Annotated in this window: 16 protein-coding genes, 1 tRNA gene and 1 pseudogene; 13 read left to right on the top strand and 5 right to left on the bottom strand. The window is 61.7% G+C overall.

Annotated elements, in window-relative coordinates; all coding sequences use genetic code 11:
* Positions 1-43: 43 nt before the first annotated feature.
* Together RFN30_RS19000 and RFN30_RS18995 are read right to left on the bottom strand one after the other, a co-directional pair.
* Positions 44-559 (bottom strand): TIGR00645 family protein, encoded by a 516-nt coding sequence (locus RFN30_RS19000; protein WP_320263612.1) that lies wholly within the window; start codon positions 557-559, stop codon positions 44-46.
* A 362-nt stretch (positions 560-921) separates the two neighbouring features.
* Positions 922-2,556: an OmpA family protein gene (locus tag RFN30_RS18995; protein ID WP_320263611.1), complete on the bottom strand. Its 1,635-nt coding sequence runs from the start codon at positions 2,554-2,556 to the stop codon at positions 922-924.
* A 27-nt stretch (positions 2,557-2,583) separates the two neighbouring features.
* On the opposite strand from RFN30_RS18995, the gene RFN30_RS18990 reads away from it, so the two are divergent.
* The 3 genes from RFN30_RS18990 to RFN30_RS18980 all read left to right on the top strand — a co-directional run bounded on the left by RFN30_RS18990 (position 2,584) and on the right by RFN30_RS18980 (position 4,406).
* Positions 2,584-3,054, top strand: a complete 471-nt coding sequence (locus RFN30_RS18990) for a hypothetical protein (protein WP_320263610.1) — start codon at positions 2,584-2,586, stop codon at positions 3,052-3,054.
* Positions 3,055-3,378: 324 nt separating this feature from the next.
* Positions 3,379-3,825, top strand: coding sequence for a YcgN family cysteine cluster protein (locus RFN30_RS18985; protein ID WP_320263609.1), 447 nt, complete (start codon positions 3,379-3,381; stop codon positions 3,823-3,825).
* 227 nt (positions 3,826-4,052) lie between these two features.
* Positions 4,053-4,406, top strand: coding sequence for a hypothetical protein (locus tag RFN30_RS18980; RefSeq protein ID WP_320263608.1), 354 nt, complete (start codon positions 4,053-4,055; stop codon positions 4,404-4,406).
* A gap of 171 nt (positions 4,407-4,577) precedes the next feature.
* Here the strand turns inward: RFN30_RS18980 and RFN30_RS18975 are convergent, their stop codons facing one another.
* Positions 4,578-5,288, bottom strand: a complete 711-nt coding sequence (locus RFN30_RS18975; protein WP_320263607.1) for an SIMPL domain-containing protein — start codon at positions 5,286-5,288, stop codon at positions 4,578-4,580.
* A 220-nt stretch (positions 5,289-5,508) separates the two neighbouring features.
* Here RFN30_RS18975 and RFN30_RS18970 point away from each other — a divergent pair.
* Together RFN30_RS18970 and RFN30_RS18965 are read left to right on the top strand one after the other, a co-directional pair.
* Positions 5,509-5,584 (top strand) — tRNA-Ile (locus tag RFN30_RS18970).
* Between the two features lie 34 nt (positions 5,585-5,618).
* Positions 5,619-5,987 (top strand): annotated as a pseudogene (locus tag RFN30_RS18965) (NAD(P)H-dependent oxidoreductase); the annotation flags it as partial.
* Between the two features lie 576 nt (positions 5,988-6,563).
* Here the strand turns inward: RFN30_RS18965 and RFN30_RS18960 are convergent.
* Positions 6,564-8,777: a mechanosensitive ion channel family protein gene (locus RFN30_RS18960; protein WP_320263606.1), complete on the bottom strand. Its 2,214-nt coding sequence runs from the start codon at positions 8,775-8,777 to the stop codon at positions 6,564-6,566.
* A 638-nt stretch (positions 8,778-9,415) separates the two neighbouring features.
* Between RFN30_RS18960 and RFN30_RS18955 the strand changes: the two genes are divergently transcribed.
* Both RFN30_RS18955 and RFN30_RS18950 read left to right on the top strand, forming a co-directional pair.
* Positions 9,416-9,637 carry a DUF680 domain-containing protein gene (locus RFN30_RS18955; protein ID WP_320263605.1) on the top strand — a complete coding sequence of 74 codons (222 nt, stop codon included), beginning with the start codon at positions 9,416-9,418 and terminating at the stop codon, positions 9,635-9,637.
* Between the two features lie 117 nt (positions 9,638-9,754).
* A complete protein-coding gene (locus RFN30_RS18950; protein ID WP_320263604.1) occupies positions 9,755-11,323 on the top strand; it encodes a mechanosensitive ion channel family protein in 1,569 nt (522 codons plus the stop codon).
* 194 nt (positions 11,324-11,517) lie between these two features.
* Here RFN30_RS18950 and RFN30_RS18945 read toward each other — a convergent pair whose 3' ends face one another.
* Positions 11,518-12,300, bottom strand: a complete 783-nt coding sequence (locus RFN30_RS18945; protein WP_320263603.1) for a sensor histidine kinase — start codon at positions 12,298-12,300, stop codon at positions 11,518-11,520.
* Between the two features lie 480 nt (positions 12,301-12,780).
* On the opposite strand from RFN30_RS18945, the gene RFN30_RS18940 reads away from it, so the two are divergent.
* The 6 genes from RFN30_RS18940 (at position 12,781) to RFN30_RS18915 (ending at position 17,449) form a co-directional block, all read left to right on the top strand.
* Entirely contained in the window at positions 12,781-13,542 is a 762-nt protein-coding gene (locus RFN30_RS18940) for an alpha/beta fold hydrolase (protein WP_320263731.1), read from the top strand.
* A 65-nt stretch (positions 13,543-13,607) separates the two neighbouring features.
* Positions 13,608-14,366, top strand: a complete 759-nt coding sequence (locus tag RFN30_RS18935; protein ID WP_320263602.1) for an SDR family oxidoreductase — start codon at positions 13,608-13,610, stop codon at positions 14,364-14,366.
* A gap of 63 nt (positions 14,367-14,429) precedes the next feature.
* On the top strand, positions 14,430-15,422 hold the full coding sequence (locus RFN30_RS18930) for an alpha/beta fold hydrolase (protein WP_320263601.1): 993 nt from the start codon (positions 14,430-14,432) through the stop codon (positions 15,420-15,422).
* A 98-nt stretch (positions 15,423-15,520) separates the two neighbouring features.
* Positions 15,521-15,934 (top strand): cupin domain-containing protein, encoded by a 414-nt coding sequence (locus RFN30_RS18925; RefSeq protein WP_320263600.1) that lies wholly within the window; start codon positions 15,521-15,523, stop codon positions 15,932-15,934.
* An 18-nt stretch (positions 15,935-15,952) separates the two neighbouring features.
* On the top strand, positions 15,953-16,705 hold the full coding sequence (locus RFN30_RS18920; RefSeq protein WP_320263599.1) for an SDR family NAD(P)-dependent oxidoreductase: 753 nt from the start codon (positions 15,953-15,955) through the stop codon (positions 16,703-16,705).
* Positions 16,706-16,801: 96 nt separating this feature from the next.
* The gene (locus RFN30_RS18915; protein ID WP_320263598.1) at positions 16,802-17,449 is read left to right on the top strand and encodes an HD domain-containing protein; all 648 of its coding nucleotides are present in this window, start codon (positions 16,802-16,804) and stop codon (positions 17,447-17,449) included.
* Positions 17,450-17,562: the final 113 nt, after the last annotated feature.

The following is a 17,562-nucleotide window of genomic DNA, read 5'->3' as shown; positions in this document are numbered from 1 at the left end:
GATGGTATCAACGTGGCTTCACGCTGACAAGCCCTGCGTATTTCTACATCTCGGCCTTCTTGCCTTTTGCCAGAGCCATCACCCGGTCGATATAGGCAAGCATCAACGCCGAAATCACGAAGGCCAGATGCATGATGGTCAACCACATCAGCTGATCCGTCGTGTAGGAAGCATGGTTGAGGAACACCTGCAAAAGGTGGATGGACGAGATCGCGACGATGGTCGAGGCGACCTTGACCTTCAGCGATCCGACGTCGATCGTGCCGAGCCAGTGGACCTCGCCGTCCTGCTCGTCGAAGCGGCTGACGAAATTCTCGTAACCCGAGATGATCACCATCACCACCAGCGAGGCGACAAGGGCCGCGTCGATCAGGCCGAGCATCTTCAGGATCGTGTCGGTGTCGCCGAGCGTGAAGACACTCATGACGAACTCGTACAGCTTCTTGCCGAAGGAGAGCGCGTAAGTCGCCAGCGCCGCGCCGAGCCCCAGATAGAAGGCGACCAGCAGCCAGCGCGAGGCAAGGATGACGGATTCGATGGCGAGTTCGAGACGCTTCATGAAGTGCTCCGGTCGGCTTTGCTCTGATTATTTGTCTTTACGCAATTCCGGACGGAAAACCGCTGCGCAGTTTCCTGGAATTGCTGTCTGGAGTTCGGCCGTATTTCGGGCAGGTGTGCTCTCTTTTCAAGAAAAAACCCCGCCGGAGAGGGGCGCCGGCGGGGCTCACGTGTCCCGCTGGAGTCGGGACAGGGCAGGGAACGCCCTGTCTGGAATCTGGGTGCCGGAATGCGGCGATTCAATGAGCGCGGCGGGACAAAACGGGACAATTCTTCTTGAATTTTCAAGAGAAAGGCCCGTCCGGATCCGGACGGGCCTCGTCTTCTTGCTCTGATTCCGAAAATCGGGTCAGGATTTTGAAATCATTGCTCGTTGTTGCTCGCCACCGGCGCCACCAGCGAGGTGATGCGGCGGATGGCGACGCGGCGGTTCTCGCGGTTCGGGCCAGGCGTATTCACCTTGAGATACTCCTCGCCATAGCCCTGCGTCGTGAGGTTCTCGGCCGGGATGCCGAAAGCGTTGGTCAGCGCTTCGGCCACCGCCTCGGCGCGCCGATCCGATAGCGCGAGGTTCGCGTCCGGCGTGCCGACGGCGTCGGTATGGCCCTCGATCAGGAAGGTTTCCGCCGGGTTCTTCTTCAGAAGTTTTTCCATGGCGGTGGCCACGCCTTCGAGCTTCTGCACTTCGGTGTCGGAGATCGTCGCCGAGCCGAAATCGAAGTTCAGCGTGTCGAGATCGATGCGGCGGGCGATATCGCGCACGCGGGCCGAGCGCTTGACCTCGTCGATCGAGTAGAGGCGCTGCACCCTCTCCACCGGCGGCTGTTCGAGGAAGGTGTAATACTCGTCCGGATCCTCGACTTCCTCCGAATCCAGGATGTAGTCCCGACGCGGGATGTCGAGCCGCATCGGCGGCAGATCGTCACCAGGATCGCGCCACTCGTCGACATCGTTGTAGTAGCGTTCGTCGACATAGCTCAACACATATTCGCGGCCATCCGGCATGATGCGCGATCGCCTGATGACATCGCCATTGCGGTTGCGGATGGTGACGATCTGGATGCCGTTGTCGCGCTCGACGATTTCGCGGGTGCGGCCGCCCGAAAGATCCTCGTAGTAAACATCCCGTGCTCCGCGGGTGATGCGAGGCGCCTCATTGCTTTCCACGATCGTCTGGTTGTTGAACTGAACGATCACGCGGTCGCCAAGCTGTTTCACCACGTCCGCGCCCTGCGGCCGTTGGCGCTCGCGGACAACCTGCTCGGGCGTAAGCTCGATCCGCTTGCCCTTTTCCTCGGTGACCGGAACGAGCTTCTCAGGCTGGATTGACTGCTGGGCGGCCTTGTCGTCTGTGGGCGGCGGGCCCTGATCGACCGGCGCAGGCCTCTGCGCCTGCTGGCCCTGCTGCTCGGCCTGATTGCCGCCTTGCTGCCCAGCTTGGTTGCCGCCCTGCTCACTGCCGACCTCGTTCTGGCCGGCCGGCTGGCGGCCCTTGCGCTTGCGAACGACGTCCTTCTGGCTGTCGAAGATTGGAGCCTCATTGGCGTTGGCAGGCGCTTGGCCCTGCGCGGCAGTGCCGGCGTTCGCGCCGCCTTCAGCCGGCTGCTCGCCGGTTGCGGGCTGGCCTCCGGTGGTTGTCTGGCCTTCGCCGGAGGGCTGCTTGGTCGAAGGTTGCTCTCCCGTCACCGCTTGACCGGTGCCGGGCTGCTCGCCGAAAGCCTTCTTGCGCTTCTTTGTTTTGTCCAGAGGCTGCTCGCCCTCGGCCGGCGCAGCTTGCTGATTGTTCTGCTGCGGCTCGGCCTGCTGCGCCGGTTCGCCGGCAGGGACTTCGGTCTTCGGTGCCTGCTCGGTCGGGGCGGTCTCCGTCTGCTGCTGCTTCTGCTTCTTCCTGCGCAGCTTGTCCTGCGGCGTGTTGTCGTTGGCGGGCGCGGCTTGTTCAGCAGGTTGCTCGGCCGGTGCGGTTTCGGTCTGCAGCTGCTGGCGCTTCTTCTTGCGCAACTGCTGTTCGTCGGTCGCAGGCGCGGCTTGTTCAGCCGGCTGCTCGGCCGGCGCGGTTTCGGTCTGCTGCTGCTGGCGCTTCTTCTTGCGCGGCTGCTGTTCGTCGGTCGCCGGTGCCGCCTGTTCGGCGGGCTGCTCGGCCGGCGCGGTTTCGGTCTGTTGCTGCTGGCGCTTCTTCTTGCGCGGCTGCTGTTCATCAGTCACAGCCGCGCCGCCCTGGTCGGCGGGTGCCGCCTCGATCTGCTGCTGTTGCTCGCGTTTCTTGCGCGGTTTGAGCTGTTGCTCGGCCGGCGCTGCTTGCTCAGCCTGGCCGGTGTCCATCTGCTGCTGCTCCTGCCGCTTCTTGCGCGGCTTCTGCTCGGACTCGGCGGGCTGTTCGGCCGGGGCCGATTCCGTCTGCTGTTGCTGCTCGCGCTTCTTTTTTTTCGGCTGCTGCTCCGCTCCCTGCTGGCCACCTTGCGCACACTCTTCCGCCGATTGGCCTTCGGCGCAGTTTGACTGCGCCAGAATAAACGGCGTCCCCCGCGAGGCGCCGAAATCGGCTTGCAGCGGATACGCGCCCAACGGCGCGGATGCCATAAGCAGGCCGATTGCCGTACCCGCCAGAATCCGTGGTTGGCGTTTCATATCGATTTTCTCCTACTGGGGTCCCATCCCTGCCCAAACTTTCATCAACCGCAATTGGTTCCGTCGGGCATTGCTGCCAGCCAAGGATGCCGGGCCGGCCTTTTGAAGGCAATTTCGTGTTTTTCTAATGTTGATACTGGGTCACTGTGACAGTGATGCTTGACCGGGAGGTCCCGGAGGGCCAAATCCTGCCGCATGAATGCACCGTTCTGGAAAACCAAGACACTCGAGGCCATGACCCCGGCCGAGTGGGAATCGCTTTGCGACGGCTGCGGCAAATGCTGCCTGTCCAAGCTCGAGGACGAGGATACGGGCGAAATCTACTGGACGAGCGTCGGCTGCCGGCTGTTCGATGCCGAAAAATGCCTTTGCTCGGACTATGCCAACCGGCTGTCGCGCGTGCCCGATTGCGTCGGGCTGACGCCGCAGAACGTGCGCACCATCACCTGGCTGCCCAAGACCTGCGCCTACCGCCTGATCGCCGAGGGACACGATCTCTATTGGTGGCACAGGCTGGTTTCGGGAAGTGCCGAGACCGTGCATGAGGCCGGGATTTCGATTCGCGGCCGGGTGAAGGCCAAGGAAACCGACCTGGCCGAGCCAGACGACTATTTTGACTACATACTTGATGACGAGCCCTGATGGTTCGCATTTTGACGACGAATCCGAGGGGTTCGCGTTTTGACGACGAACCCTGGCGGGTTCGCGCTTTGACGACGAGCGACGAACCCTGCGGGTTCGCGCTTACATGAACCGGAGATGAACGGCCGGTTCGCAGAAAGTTCAGACACGAAAAGGCATTTTGTAAAATCATTGGTTCGCCAATCATCAGCTCAAGGGGCGAGAGGCCCACAACAAGGAGAGAGACGATGTTCAATCAGATCAAGGCGGCGGCCCTTTCGGCCCTTGTCGGGCTTGGCACGCTGGGCGCCATGCCGGCGCATGCGGACAGCCTCTATCTCGGCTTCGGCAACAATCAGGATCCGCGCTTCGGTGTCTACACCGGTGATGATGATGACGGATATTACCGCCGCGATCGCGACTGGCGCCGCCGCGGCTGCTCGCCGGACCGCGCGCTCGACAAGGCCGAGCGTATGGGCCTGCATCGCGCCCGCATCGTCGATATCAGTCGCCGCACGGTGAAGGTGGTTGGCCGCCAGTATGGCGACCGCGTGGTGGTGGTGTTCGCCAACGAGCGCGGCTGCCCGATCATCTATCGCTGAGGCCTGGCCATGACCTTTCGCGAAGGTCGGTCGTGAGGACGATCCTCTGCGAGGATCGCCTATGAGTAGCGGAGCCCCCTCAGTCAGAAGCGCGTGGCTCGAAAAAACCCCGGGGGATTCGTCCTCTGGGGTTTTTTGTGGCTGGATTTCGTACCACCGGTCGGGCCGAGATCACTTCAGCTCGAACGTGACGGTGACCTGGACAGAGTAGGAATTCTCGCCGGCCTGCACCGGCACGGCGGCGCGGGCAGCATCGAAGGCCTTGGCGTTCATCGGCATCGGCACCGGCGCGACGTTCTGGTCGGTGATCTCGATCACCCTGCCGAGGCTGACGCCGGCGGCCTCGGCGAGCGTCTTGGCCTTGGCCATCGCGTCCGCGACCGCCTTCTTGCGCGCCGCGATAACGGTGGCCTTCGGATCGTCATTGGTGAAGGCGATGCCGCCGCCCTGGTTGACGCCGAGCGACACCGCCTTGTCGAGGATGTCGCCTGTCTTATCGACATCGCGCACGCGCACCGACAGCGTGTTCGTCACCTGGTACGCGACGAGCTCGGCCTCCTGGCTGCCGTCAGCCTTGTTGGTGTAGTTGTAGCGCGGGTTGATCTGGATGCCGGCCGTCTGCAGGTCGCGATCGGCGATGCCGGCCGATTTCATCGCCGCGATCACGGCCGCCATGGCGTCGTTGTTGGCATCGAGCGCCGCGCGCGCGGTCTTTGCCTCGCGCATGACGCTGAGCGTCAGGATCGCCATGTCGGGCGCCACCGTCGCCTCGCCTTCGCCCGAAACAACAATGCGCAGGGGCGGCTGCGTGTCGGCGGCGCTTGCCAGCGCCGGAAACGCGATCGCGACTGCCAGCGCGACAGGCAAAAGATGTCTGGTCATGAAAACTCCTCGAGATCTGCGATCCGGTATCCTGCCGCCTCTGCCCCGACTCGAAAAAGCGTCGGCTCCCGGCAGTGCGGTGCAGGCTCGGACCTGTTCACGCGCCTTATGGGCGCGCACGCCGCTGTACGGAGCGAATATGGGCTGATTTTGGCGTTTGCCGCCAGCGCTTTCGAAAGCCTTGTGCCGGGCGGCGAAAAACACTAAGCCAGCCCGCGTGGGGCCTGTAGCTCAATGGTTAGAGCCGGCGGCTCATAACCGCTTGGTTGGGGGTTCGAGTCCCTCCGGGCCCACCATAACCTTTGATTTTATTGGAGAAAATTTCTGTCGGCCCAGAACGTTCTGGGCCAGTTATGGGCCGCCGATTCTTTCGGCTCACCGACCTACAAAGGCAGCTATACCGGACTTTTCAAGCATTTCTTCGACCTGATCGATCCGTCGGCGTTGAGAGGTAAACCGGTGCTTCTCACCGCCACCGGAGGCGGCGAGCGCCATGCCCTGATCGTTGAGCATCAGCTGAGGCCGCTGTTCGGCTTCTTCGAGGCTTTCGCGCTGCCGACAGCCGTCTACGCGACCGACAAGGACTTCACCGATGGCGTGCTTCGGTCCGAACTGATCCTAAAGCGGGCGGCGCAGGCGGTTGATGAAATCACGGTTCTGCTCGCCAACAAGTCCGGTGTCAGAATAGCCGCCGAATAGTCACGCGGCCCTGCTCCCGGCAAGTCGTGGATTCTCGCTTTCCTGGCCGACGGACCGCATCAAGACGGATGCCAGGTCTGCTTGTTTGCGATCACCCCAAAAGCGGCCTGTCTGCTTGCGTGAAGAGTTTCGGGCGCCGGCAGGCGTACGAAAGTCCCCGAGGAAGGAACCCGCGGGCCACAGGCGATGGCTATGGGGATTTCGGATTTCTGCAGATGTCGGCGACGGCGCGACCGCCGTCGGGAAGCTCTGGGGTGGATGCGGACAGACCGCTTCGTTGCGCCTGCGCGCGGTGTTGTCGGGACGGTGGGCGGCTGGGCGCGGCTCTGTCGGCGTTGATGATCACCATGGACAGGCGTGGATCCGGTGCCGGAGGCTGTGCGCCTACGACTTGAGACTGGATCATGCCATGTCGGGTCATGGGGCGGTCTCCCGGTTCGTCGTCCGTGCGCCCGGCGGTCCGCGCGGCTGCCTCCATCGGCCCGAGTCCGATTTTGACTCGAGAGCAACGCTCTTAAATCCTGGATTTTCCGGGCGGGCGGAACCGGTTGACGATCGGCAGGTGTCACAACTTTCCTACTCCGTTGTGCTGGCTTTTTTCCTACGCCGGTTGGTGTGCGACTGCGCGACGGCCAGTTTCAACTCGGGTGTGATCTGCAACGGCGCATTCTCTGCCCCATGTGGGCTCTGCAGCCCCTCGACGTGGACGGTCGGGAAGGGGAGTTCGATGCCCTGCTCCTTGAAGGCCTGGCGGAGGCGTAAAAAGAATCGGCCTTTCATAGCGAAGGCACCTCCCGGTCTGGTTGTGACCTTGACCCTCAATACGATGCCGTACTCACCGAACTCCTGTACGCCCTGCATCTTGATCGGTTCGATCACCCAGTTTTTGAATTCGGGATCTTCCGCCAGCTCCAGGCCTATCCGCTTGATCAGCTTGCGAGCGAAGTCGATGTCGGTGTCATAGCCGACGGTGATGTTGAATTTGTCGGTAACCCAGTCACGGCTCTGGTTCTGCACGGCTCCGAGTTCACCGAACGGTATTGTGAACAGCGGCCCGCGATGGTGGCGCAGCTTTACGGAGCGCAGCGAAAAGCTCTCCACCGTACCCCTGTAGCTGCCCGATGAAATGTATTCGCCGACACGAAACGCATCGTCGAGCAGATAGAACACGCCTGAGATCACGTCCTTGACGATGGTTTGTGCGCCAAAACCCACTGCGACGCCGACGACGCCGGCGCCGGCGATCAGCGGGCCGATCTGGATACCGACGGAGGCGAGCATCATCAGCACCGCCATGACGACGATCACTGCCAGCAGAATGTTCTGGATGATGGGCAAGAGCGTGCGCAGCCGCGCCTGCTGCGGATCGAGGGGAGGGACGTCCTCCTCGCCGATCACCGCATGCGGCGTTTCGATGCCCAGCTTTCGTTCGATCAAGGCCTTGATGATCGACCAGCCGAAATCGGCGGCAAGCGCAATGACGATGACATTGATCAGGCCGCGCAGTATGAGCATGGTCGTCGTATCGCTGCCTTGCATGGCCTGCATGTCCAGACCCCAGACACGCGCAAGAAGGTAAGCCGCCGCCAGGATCAAGATCATCCGAATTCCGCGATCGATCACAGCGATCGTCACCGCCGGGATCGTAGGCCGGCCGGCATCTTCCGAACCCGGCCGCAGGACGAAATTGACCCCGCGCTGCGTCAGCACGATTGCAAAAGGCAGGACGAATGCGGCCAAGGTAAACCAGAACCACGTGTACAGGCCGGCGATGCGCTCCAGGAACAGAGCAACGAAATAGGTCGTCAACAACCATGTCGCTGCCGTATGACCGTGCCCATCGTCCCGCCGTGTTCTTGGCCGGCGCCAGACGGCAATAAGCAAGAGCACCAGCAGCACGAAATCAGCGCCCCCCGACAGGACCGCCATCCCGTCCCGGTCGATGCCGAGACCCGGCAAAAGGATGAATGCCGCGGCGAAGAAGGCGAAGACGCCGACGATTCGGGGTAGCCAATAGAACCAGTGGTCGGCCGCTTCGTTGGTGATCGGCAAAGCGCGAACCTCGACGGCATTCTCGACCTGCATGAAGGATGGGACGAGCATGGCCGCGAGGTACATGCGCACACCCGCTGTGGCGACTGCCGCCATCAGAAATGTCAGCACGATCTCGCGGATCAGCATTGGCCAGTCGAACAACATGAACGCGCCGGCGCTGCCCAGCGCGAACGAGACGATCAACAGGCTGGAATAAAGCGTGCGGCCGCCAATCTTCTTGGCTCGTCCGATGGGCGTATCCTTCGATTGCGCGATAATCCAAAGACGAAACGGACGGGTGAGCCTGTAAGTTGCCCAGGTGAGCGCCACGCCGGCAGCGATGAACATCGCGATCAGCAAAAGTACGCCGGCCGACCCCTTGCTGGACATATCGTCCATGGTCGCTGCCCGAACGCGCGCGAACTGGCCTGGCAGCAGGGGCAAAGTCCGCACGATTCTTTCGATATGATGCTTGATCCGATCGAGCGTCGAGGATGCCATGGTATTCATCTGGCCAGGTGCGGCCGCGGCGTCGGACGATGCGTTGGCCGGCGAAGCTTCCGCCCCGGCAGGCGCTCCCGCCGACGCGGCGTCGCGATTTCGCTGTTCGGCCATCCAGGCCTTCACCGACGGATCGTCGAAAAGCTCGAATAGCTGTTTGACCTTTTCAGGCGGGACGGTCGCCTGCGCCTGTGCCGGACCGGCCAACCACAGGGCGATCCCAAAGACGAGCGGCCCGGCAGTCAGGACAAGCATCGCAGTCAGATATCCGGGACGTCGTGCCGAGCGCGCCGGTTCCCCGGTTACCAATCGTCGAATCATGAGTGGCATCGTGCTGCAACCTTCCGGTCAAATCGGCGAGTGAGGACCCGTATGCCCGCGAGCCCTCCGATCGCGCCAATCACGAGTTTATCCGGTTCCCTTTTGCCAGCGATCGATGAGACCACCAGACTGATCCGCGTTGCTGGCACGGTCGGAGCGATGCGAGTGCTAAGAAACTTCCGCGACATTGCCTGAGACCAACATGCCGAGCTTCAAGGGGTGCTAGCCATCGCGCCGAAGACGCAATCATTCGATACCTTGGTCTATGATTTCCTAGGTGGGAGATTCACAGGCTGCACGTGCGACAAGTCCGCGCTAGACGCCGGCTAACTCCGAGATGCTGGCCACGGTCAATCCTTGGCGGGCTCTGTCGGATCAAACGGCAACGGGCTTAGCTTCGAAGGCTGAGCCCTGCTTTCCCGCAAGAAGTCAATCAACCGCGAGATCATTCCCTGGTCTTCGGCCAGTGCTTCCAATGCTTCCGTATGTACCCAACTACGCGGTCGTCTGATCGTTTGGCCACGACCTATTCCCTATCATTCGGGCGGAGTGTCCTACATTGGAGAAGAAGAATGAAGCTCATCGCACTTGCTGCCGCCTCGATTGCTGTTTCTGTCGGAACCGCCCATGCCGGCAGCGACCACTACGGGTCGGAAAAGGCGACTCCTGCCGACAAATTGCATACCTCCGCGATCAAGATGATCGACGGACATGCCAAGCATGAAGCGGGTCAGGCGGTACGAAAGCCCGTCACGCCTAACGACAAATACGGACAGGGTATTTGGGGGCGCTAGACAAACTATAGGGCCGCCTCCAGATCGAGCGGCTCAAGCGAGCGCGCGGCCTAGGGCGGCCTCGTTGCGTTCAGGACTAGAAGCTTTGGTTGAGGTTTTGGCCGAACGGGATTTGCTATGGACTGGTGGATCGCTCCCCCTCTCTACACGGCTCTGGTGGGCGTCGCCGGAATTGTTGTCTGGCACCTCATTCCGCAGAGTCGCCCCAACACAAGGCTGGTCGTTCAGATTGCCTTCTTCCTTACAATGTCGGTTCTCCTTTTGGACGGAGCCGTCGTCCCCTACGAACTGACCCCGAGCGATGAGACAACTGCCCGAGCGATACTTTTCGGGGTCGCGAAAGTGCTGTGGTGGGTTCATCTCGCGTGGGCGCTGATCGGTTTCGTCCGCATCTTTCTCGTCTTCGAGGGGAAGCCACGCGAGGCACGGCTCCTGCAGGATCTCGTCGTCGGCGTCGTTTATGTTGGAATGCTGCTATCGGTCCTCGCTTTCGTCTTTGGCGTACCGGTCGGAACCCTCATCGCCACCTCAGGTGTCTTTGCCATCGTCCTGGGACTGGCCCTCCAGAATACGTTGAGCGACGTATTTTCGGGCATCGCACTAAACCTCGGTCGCCCCTACGGGCTTGGGGACTGGATCGTTTTGAGTGACGGCACCGAAGGCCGGGTTGTGGAAACAAGCTGGCGATCGACCCAGGTGCTCACCTGGGCACATAACGTCATTGCACTTCCGAATAGCTTTCTGGCCAAGCTTGGGCTGACCAATGTGAGCAGACCAGACGAGAGCCACGGAATTGCTTTCACCATAAGAATCGCACCCACCAAAATGCCGGCCATCGTCGTGGATGTGATGCATACGGCCTTGCTGAGTTGCAACTCTATCCTGAAGGAACCGCCGCCCTTGGTCATTGTTCGGGATTTGAATGCCGTGGCGATCGAGATCGATCTGCTTGTTCATGTCGAGAATATTGGCCGACGAATAGCAGCGCGGAATGAAGTCTTCGATCTCGTCTACCGCCACGCCAAGTCCACCGGCCTGCTGCTTGCGGCACCTCCCTCGTCGATCGCCGTGACCAGCCTGCCGACTGAAGAGACGGCGAGGCCACCAAGCGTCACCCCGATTGACCTGATAAGGGCCATACCGATTTTTTCGGCGCTGACGGACGACGAGCAGGAGACCCTTGCCGCGACGACCTCGGTTCGCACCTACCGAAAGGGCGACATCATCGCACGACAGGGAGAGATGCTGCCGTCGCTCATGATCATTCGAGCCGGTATCGTCGCCCGGCAACTGGGCGAGGACGACGCCGGCATGCAGGACATCGGTCGTCTCGCTCCCGGCGACTTCTTTGGTGAGACTGGTCTGCTGGCCGGCATCGGCGAGACTTCGACATTGCGAGCGTTGACCCATGTCGTAGTCTACGAAATTGACCAGAAAAGCTTCGCTCCCTTGCTGCTCGCCCGGCCCGAAATGGCCGAAGATCTCGCGGCGGCACTGGCGACCAGCATATCAACTTCAGGCGAAAGCGGCCCTCCAGAGCAGCGGCGCGCGAACTCAAGATCCACGCTAGTCAAAGCCATTCAGACGGTTTTTCGCGACATTCAGCTCGGACGCCTTTTGGATACCGAGACCAGGGCTCACAAGAAGGGAGGAAGCGATGGTCAACCCGCGGAGCGAAACACCTAGTTCGGGATAAATACAATCGCTTTCCTCATGGATGGGGCGGAACTTCATGCCTGGTGCGCGACTCGGCGAAGATCAAATCATCGCGAATACCGCGAGGATCTGGCCCATGGTGCGCTCGCAACCGCCTGCTACCGGCACGGAGGATGCTCTTGCGTATTTCTGTAGCCTTCGTGTCCGTTTGCAAGCGCTCAGCCTCACAAGACAGATTGATCGGTCTGCCCGGCGTCGAGTTCCGATGGTGCAGCCGGCACTCGCAGGATCACGGTCGTCCCAACCTCCAAGACGCTCTCGATTTCGACGCTTCCGCCGTGCTCCGCGGCGAAGTGCTTCACCATCGGCAAGCCGACGCCGCCTAAGCCCTTGCCCTTCGTGGTGAAAAATGGCTCGAAGGCACGGGCAACGGTCTCCGGGGTCATCCCGATACCTCTATCGACGATGCGAAGCTCGATAAGGGCGGCACGGCCCTGAACGGCGGCGGCGTCGATCGAGATCAAACCGCCGCCCGGCATTGCGTCACGCGCGTTGAATACGAGATTCAGGATCGCGTTCTGCAGGCCCAAGCGATCGCATTTCGCGCGAGGCAAGGCGGATCCGACGCGGACCTCAAGCTGGATATGCGGCTCGCAGGCGCACCGGACGAGGGCCTCGACCTCGGTCAGGCAAGCACTTACGTTGGTTTCCTCGACCTCGCTATGGCTCTGTTGAGCCCTGCTTATCGTCTCCCGGACAAGCGCGCCGGCTCGCAGCAAGGCTGTCCTGGCGCTGCCGATCACGGGCTCAAGCGTTGGTGCAACCGAGACGCCAGGGTCCCGTGCGATGCGGTTTAGCGCGGATAACGCGATCTGGATTAGATTGCCCAGATCGTGAATGGTGCCAGCTGACGGCGCTTTCGTTTGCAGCTCGTACCGAGCGGCTTCGGCTGATGAGTCACGGACATACTCGCCCGCTGGGTCGGCTTTTGTCTCGGCGTGTAGCATCTCAGCCCCGTCTGTTCAGTAGCGGCCTTTGTCTCCAAGACGCTATTTCGACGGGCCTTAGCCATCGATTGGATCGAGGGAGAGGACCGACCATACCGCGGTATATGTCCTGCCGCAGATATCGTTGGGTTCGATCGGTGCCAGGACTTTACTGAGTTGGTCGTCCGCTTGTCCGACTGCTGACCGTCAACGCCAGCAGTGTGGCCTGTGCCACTCATGTGGCGTTTCGCTCTTCAGCCGTCGGCTTCGGCCCTGCCCATTTACCCTCATCGTCTGACCGATCGATGCAGCGTGCGCTGGCCTCTGCCTCTCCTCGGCTAGGACTCCCAGTCTCCGAATGCATCCGCCCTAGACCTTCGCATCGGAAGACCGATGCCTCCGTAGAATAGTTAAGCATGCCGGCTCGAAGCATTCTCCCCTGCAACCGGTCGCGTTCCGGTCGCAAAGGAGAAGGAAGTGCAAAGGATTACGAGAATTCTGATGCTCACCGCGGCGTTTGCCGCTTCGGGTGACGCCATGGCTCAACCCGCGGGCCAGCGGGTCAAGCCGACAATCGTGCTGGTGCATGGCGCCTTTGCCGAGTCGTCGAGCTGGAACGCGGTGATCGCCGACCTCAACAAGGACGGCTATGCAGCCATCGCCGCGGCAAATCCTCTTCGCAGCGTCGCGGGCGATGCAGCGGCGGTTTCGGCCGTCATCCGCTCGATCTCGGGACCGGTCGTGCTGGTCGGCCATTCCTATGGCGGGCCGGTCATCACCGAGGCAGCCAACGGCAAGAACAATGTGAAGGCGCTGGTCTACGTGGCCGGGTTTGCGCCGGAGACCGGCGAGTCCAGCCTCACGCTTTCGGCAAGATTCCCCGGTAGCACGCTGGGCGACGCGCTTCTGCCAGTGGCGCAGCCCGACGGAGGCCAGGACCTCTATATCCAGCCGGAAAAATTCCACGAGCAGTTCGCGGCCGACGTGCCGTCGGCCGAAGCCGGCCTGATGGCGGCGACCCAGCGTCCCATAGCCAAAGCCGCTCTGGCGGAGCCATCCGGTGCCGCCTCATGGAAGACGATCCCCTCATACGCAATCTATGGCTCGGCCGATCGAAATATCCCGCCTGCGGTCATGAAGTTCATGGCCGAACGCGCGCATGCCGTGAAGACCGTGATCGTCGAGGGAGCTTCCCACGCCGTGATGGTTTCGCATCCCGACGAGGTCGCCGCGCTCATCGAGGACGCTGCCTCAGCTCGGTGAAGAGCCCGTAACGGCCGGCATTCCGTTCCGCAACGCAATTCAGAACGCAAGACAGGAGCTTGGACATGAAAATCGTCATCATAGGCGGCACAGGACTCATCGGTTCGAAGACCGTCGAGAGGCTGCGCAAGAAGGGTCATGAAGTGCTCGCCGCTTCACCGAACAGCGGCGTCAACACCGTCACGGGTGAAGGCCTGACGGAAGCTCTCGCCGGGGCGCAGGTTGTCATTGATCTCGCAAATTCGCCTTCGTTTGAGGACAAGGCCGTTCTGGAATTCTTCGAGACCTCCGGCCGGAACCTTCTCGCAGCAGGCAAGGCGGCCGGCGTCAAGCATCACATCGCACTCTCGATCGTGGGCGCCGAGCGCCTGCCCGATAGCGGCTACCTGCGCGCCAAGATGGTGCAGGAAAAGCTGATCCGGGAGTCTGGAATTCCCTACACCATCGTTCATTCGACGCAATTCTTCGAATTCCTGGGCGGCATCGCCCAGTCGGCAACGGTAGGCGATACCGTAACCCTTCCGTCTGCCTATTTTCAGCCGATCGCATCGGACGATGTCGCCGACGCCATGACGGACGTAGCGCTCTCCGCCCCGATCAACGACATCATCGAGATCGCCGGGCCTGAGCCGATCCGCATGAGCGATCTCGTCGCGCGGTTCCTGAAGGCGACCAATGATCCGCGCAAAGTGATCGGGGATCCCCACGCGCGCTATTTCGGCACGGAACTGAATGACAGCTCGTTGGTCCCCGGTGATCATCCGCGCATCGGAGCGATCCGCTTCGAGGACTGGTTCACCCACGCCCCGCTCCCACGACACTGATCTACCGCTGCCGCGCATCGTCCGATGACGCGGGCCAAGATTCAACGCGAAAAGAGCGAGCCGATGAAAGACGACTTTTCTTCCCCCGCCGGAGCATCGCGCCGAGACATCTTGTTAGGCGCACTCGCCACCACCGTGGCAACCGGCCTCTCCATAGCTGCGCCCGCGCAAGCAGGGCGGGCGAAAGACCTTCCCTCTCCCAGACCAGACAAAGGACCCAAGACCATGAGCACCGTTACCACCAAGGACGGCACTGAGATCTACTACAAGGACTGGGGTCCGAAAGACGCTCAACCGATCGTCTTCCACCACGGCTGGCCGCTCAGCGCCGATGACTGGGACGCGCAGATGCTTTTCTTCGTCAGCCAGGGATATCGTACCATCGCCCATGACCGGCGCGGGCACGGCCGCTCCGCGCAGGTGAGCGACGGCCACGACATGGATCACTATGCCGCCGACGCGGCGGCGGTGATCGAACATCTCGGATTGAGGGACGCGATCCATATCGGCCACTCGACCGGCGGCGGGGAAGCGGCCCGCTACGTCGCCCGCCATGGCAAGGGGCGCACCGCGAAGCTCGTCATGATCGGCGCTGTGCCGCCGATCATGGTAAAGACGCCGGCCAATCCTGGCGGCCTTCCAATCGAGGTGTTCGACGGGCTGCGCAAGTCGCTCGCCGACAATCGGGCACAGTTCTATATCGACTTCCCGTCGGTGCCCTTCTACGGTTTCAACCGGCCGGGCGTGAAAGCGATCCCGGGCGTCATCCAGAACTGGTGGCGGCAGGGCATGATGGGCAGCGCCAAGGCGCACTACGAGGGCATCAAGGCCTTCTCGGAAACCGATTTCACCGACGACCTCAGGATCATCGACGTGCCAACTCTCGTCATGCACGGCACGGATGATCAGATCGTGCCGTTCGCGGATTCCGCACCTTTGTCCGCGAAGCTTCTGAAGAACGGTACGCTCAAGGTCTACGAGAACCTGCCGCACGGCATGTGCACGACCCATGCCGAATTGGTGAACAACGACCTTCTCGCTTTCGTCAAGTCTTAGGCTCACGCCGTACCGCCAGCGAGAGCCTGCCGCCGGCTGTCCTCCCCACCGGCCGGCGGCCCCCCCAAATCACATCAAACCGCGACTGGAGCCAGACAGTGATCAAGACCATCCTCTGCAGTGCAGCAACCGTAACGATTCTCGCAAGCGGGGCACTTGCCCACGATACGATTGGCGAGAACGTCAAGCTCGTCTACGACCAGCCGCTACCCAACGTGCCAGGCAAGAGCATGCGCGCTGTATTGGTCGAATATGCACCTGGCGGCACCTCCTCGGCACATACTCACCCGAAATCGGCCTTCATCTACGCGACCGTGCTTGAAGGAGCGATCCGCAGCAAGGTCAACGATGGGCCGGTCACGACCTATTACGCCGGCCAAGGCTTCTCCGAATTTCCGGGCGACCGTCACGGCGTCAGCGAGAACGCCAGTGCAACTGAGCCCACCAAGCTGCTCGCCGTGTTCGTCGTCGATACTGACGAGACGGAACTGACCACACCCTCCGGCGAATGAAAGCCGAGGAGCAACGCCATGTCCGCATTTGATAACAAGGTCGTCATCGTCACCGGTGGAAGCTCAGGCATCGGTCGAGCAGCGGCGCTTGGCTTTGCCAGGCAAGGCGCAAAGGTGATGGTAACCGGCCGCCGCGCGACGCCGCTAAAGCAGACGGTCGCCGAGCACCCGAACATTGTCAGCCTCGTCGCCGACGCTGCGGAGCCCGAAGATGCCCGGCGCACCATCGCCAAGGCAATCGACACATGGGGTCGCCTCGACGTGCTGGTGAACAACGCCGGCGCCGGTGCTCTTCTGCCCCTGCGTGATGCTGCCGCTGAGCGGGTCGCGAACATATTTGCCGTGAATGTCGTCGGCCCCAGCCTGCTGGCGGCGGCAGCACTTCCGCATCTGGCGGCGACGAAGGGAGCGATCATCAACATATCGAGCACATTCGGTCATAGGCCCGCGGCTGGCCTCTCCCACTACGCCGCCAGCAAGGCGGCGCTGGAACATCTGACCCGCTGTTGGGCGCTCGAGCTCGCGCCTGAGGGTGTGCGCGTCAACGCCGTCGCTGCCGGCCCGACTGAATCCGGAGCGCTTACGGGCATGATGGGGCTCTCCCCGGAGCACGCTGCCGTCATCGAGGAGGCGGAGCGCGCGCAGATACCGCTCAGACGACGCGGCAGTCCGGATGACGTCGCCAGGTGGATTCTGCATCTCGCCGATCCGGCGTCCGAATGGGTGACCGGGCAGGTCGTCGCCGTCGACGGAGGTCTGGGCCTCACATGATTGCTTGTGTCGGATTGTTGACGACGGCAGCAGCCGTCGAGCGGACAACGAACTTCTCGCCCCGGCCGCACGAAATCCGCTGAGGAGACCAGGAAGATGAACAGCGCCAACGGTCGTGAGCTTGCAGGAATTTCGGTTCCGGACACGCCGCTTGTGAAGCGGGCCTTCGACCATGCTCGCCGGGAATGCGAGCCTTATCTGTTCAATCACGTCGTCCGTTCCTGGTTGTTTGCGACGCGCATAGGACAGCTTCGCAACATCGGTTACGACGCGGAAGTCGTTGCGGTGGGAACACTGCTGCACGACATCACGCTTAACGAGCACTTCAACGGTCCTCGCCGTTTTGAAGTCGAGGGTGCGGATCTGGCGCGGGTCTTCGCGCGGCAAGGAGGTGTCGACGAGCGCCGGGCCCAATTGATCTGGGACAGCGTCGCCCTGAACTCGACACCGTCGATCGGTCTCTACAAGGAGGCTGAGGTAGCGCTTTGCACCGCCGGGATCTGCCTGGATGTTGTCGGCCTGCAATACGAGATTGTCCCTGCCGCAGAGGTCGCCAGGATCGTCGAAGAATTCCCGCGACTCGACATGAAGCGGCGCATGACACGGTGCTTCTGTCGCATCGCCGAGTCCAGACCGGAAACGACGTACGACAATTTCGTCCGGGATTTTGGTGAACGCTACGTCGCTGGGTACAGGGCGCCTTCTTCCGTCGACCTGGTGTCGAACGCACCCTTCGACGAATAGGCCCGTAAAACAAATATTCGGAGCGGATCAGCCATTCTGTGAGAAACTGAGTCGCTTCAGTCCGCTTGAATTCATCGCATCCACGAGTTCGGTTTTCAGCCCCTCGGTCCTGA

Origin of the sequence: Mesorhizobium dulcispinae, assembly GCF_033977345.1 — a bacterium.
Lineage (GTDB): Bacteria > Pseudomonadota > Alphaproteobacteria > Rhizobiales > Rhizobiaceae > Mesorhizobium > Mesorhizobium dulcispinae.
Note: the sequence above shows the minus strand (reverse complement) of the source record. Positions and strands in the feature narration are given on the sequence as shown.

Bases quoted from the DNA above. Each gene is read 5' to 3' on its own strand.
- RFN30_RS19000 (WP_320263612.1), bottom strand. From the start codon at position 559: ATGAAGCGTCTCGAACTCGCCATCGAATCCGTCATCCTTGCCTCGCGC.
- RFN30_RS18985 (WP_320263609.1), top strand. From the start codon at position 3,379: ATGAATGCACCGTTCTGGAAAACCAAGACACTCGAGGCCATGACCCCG.
- RFN30_RS18980 (WP_320263608.1), top strand. From the start codon at position 4,053: ATGTTCAATCAGATCAAGGCGGCGGCCCTTTCGGCCCTTGTCGGGCTT.
- RFN30_RS18975 (WP_320263607.1), bottom strand. From the start codon at position 5,288: ATGACCAGACATCTTTTGCCTGTCGCGCTGGCAGTCGCGATCGCGTTT.
- RFN30_RS18960 (WP_320263606.1), bottom strand. From the start codon at position 8,777: ATGCTTGTCCTGACTGCCGGGCCGCTCGTCTTTGGGATCGCCCTGTGG.
- RFN30_RS18955 (WP_320263605.1), top strand. From the start codon at position 9,416: ATGAAGCTCATCGCACTTGCTGCCGCCTCGATTGCTGTTTCTGTCGGA.
- RFN30_RS18950 (WP_320263604.1), top strand. From the start codon at position 9,755: ATGGACTGGTGGATCGCTCCCCCTCTCTACACGGCTCTGGTGGGCGTC.
- RFN30_RS18945 (WP_320263603.1), bottom strand. From the start codon at position 12,300: ATGCTACACGCCGAGACAAAAGCCGACCCAGCGGGCGAGTATGTCCGT.
- RFN30_RS18940 (WP_320263731.1), top strand. From the start codon at position 12,781: ATGCTCACCGCGGCGTTTGCCGCTTCGGGTGACGCCATGGCTCAACCC.
- RFN30_RS18935 (WP_320263602.1), top strand. From the start codon at position 13,608: ATGAAAATCGTCATCATAGGCGGCACAGGACTCATCGGTTCGAAGACC.
- RFN30_RS18930 (WP_320263601.1), top strand. From the start codon at position 14,430: ATGAAAGACGACTTTTCTTCCCCCGCCGGAGCATCGCGCCGAGACATC.
- RFN30_RS18920 (WP_320263599.1), top strand. From the start codon at position 15,953: ATGTCCGCATTTGATAACAAGGTCGTCATCGTCACCGGTGGAAGCTCA.
- RFN30_RS18915 (WP_320263598.1), top strand. From the start codon at position 16,802: ATGAACAGCGCCAACGGTCGTGAGCTTGCAGGAATTTCGGTTCCGGAC.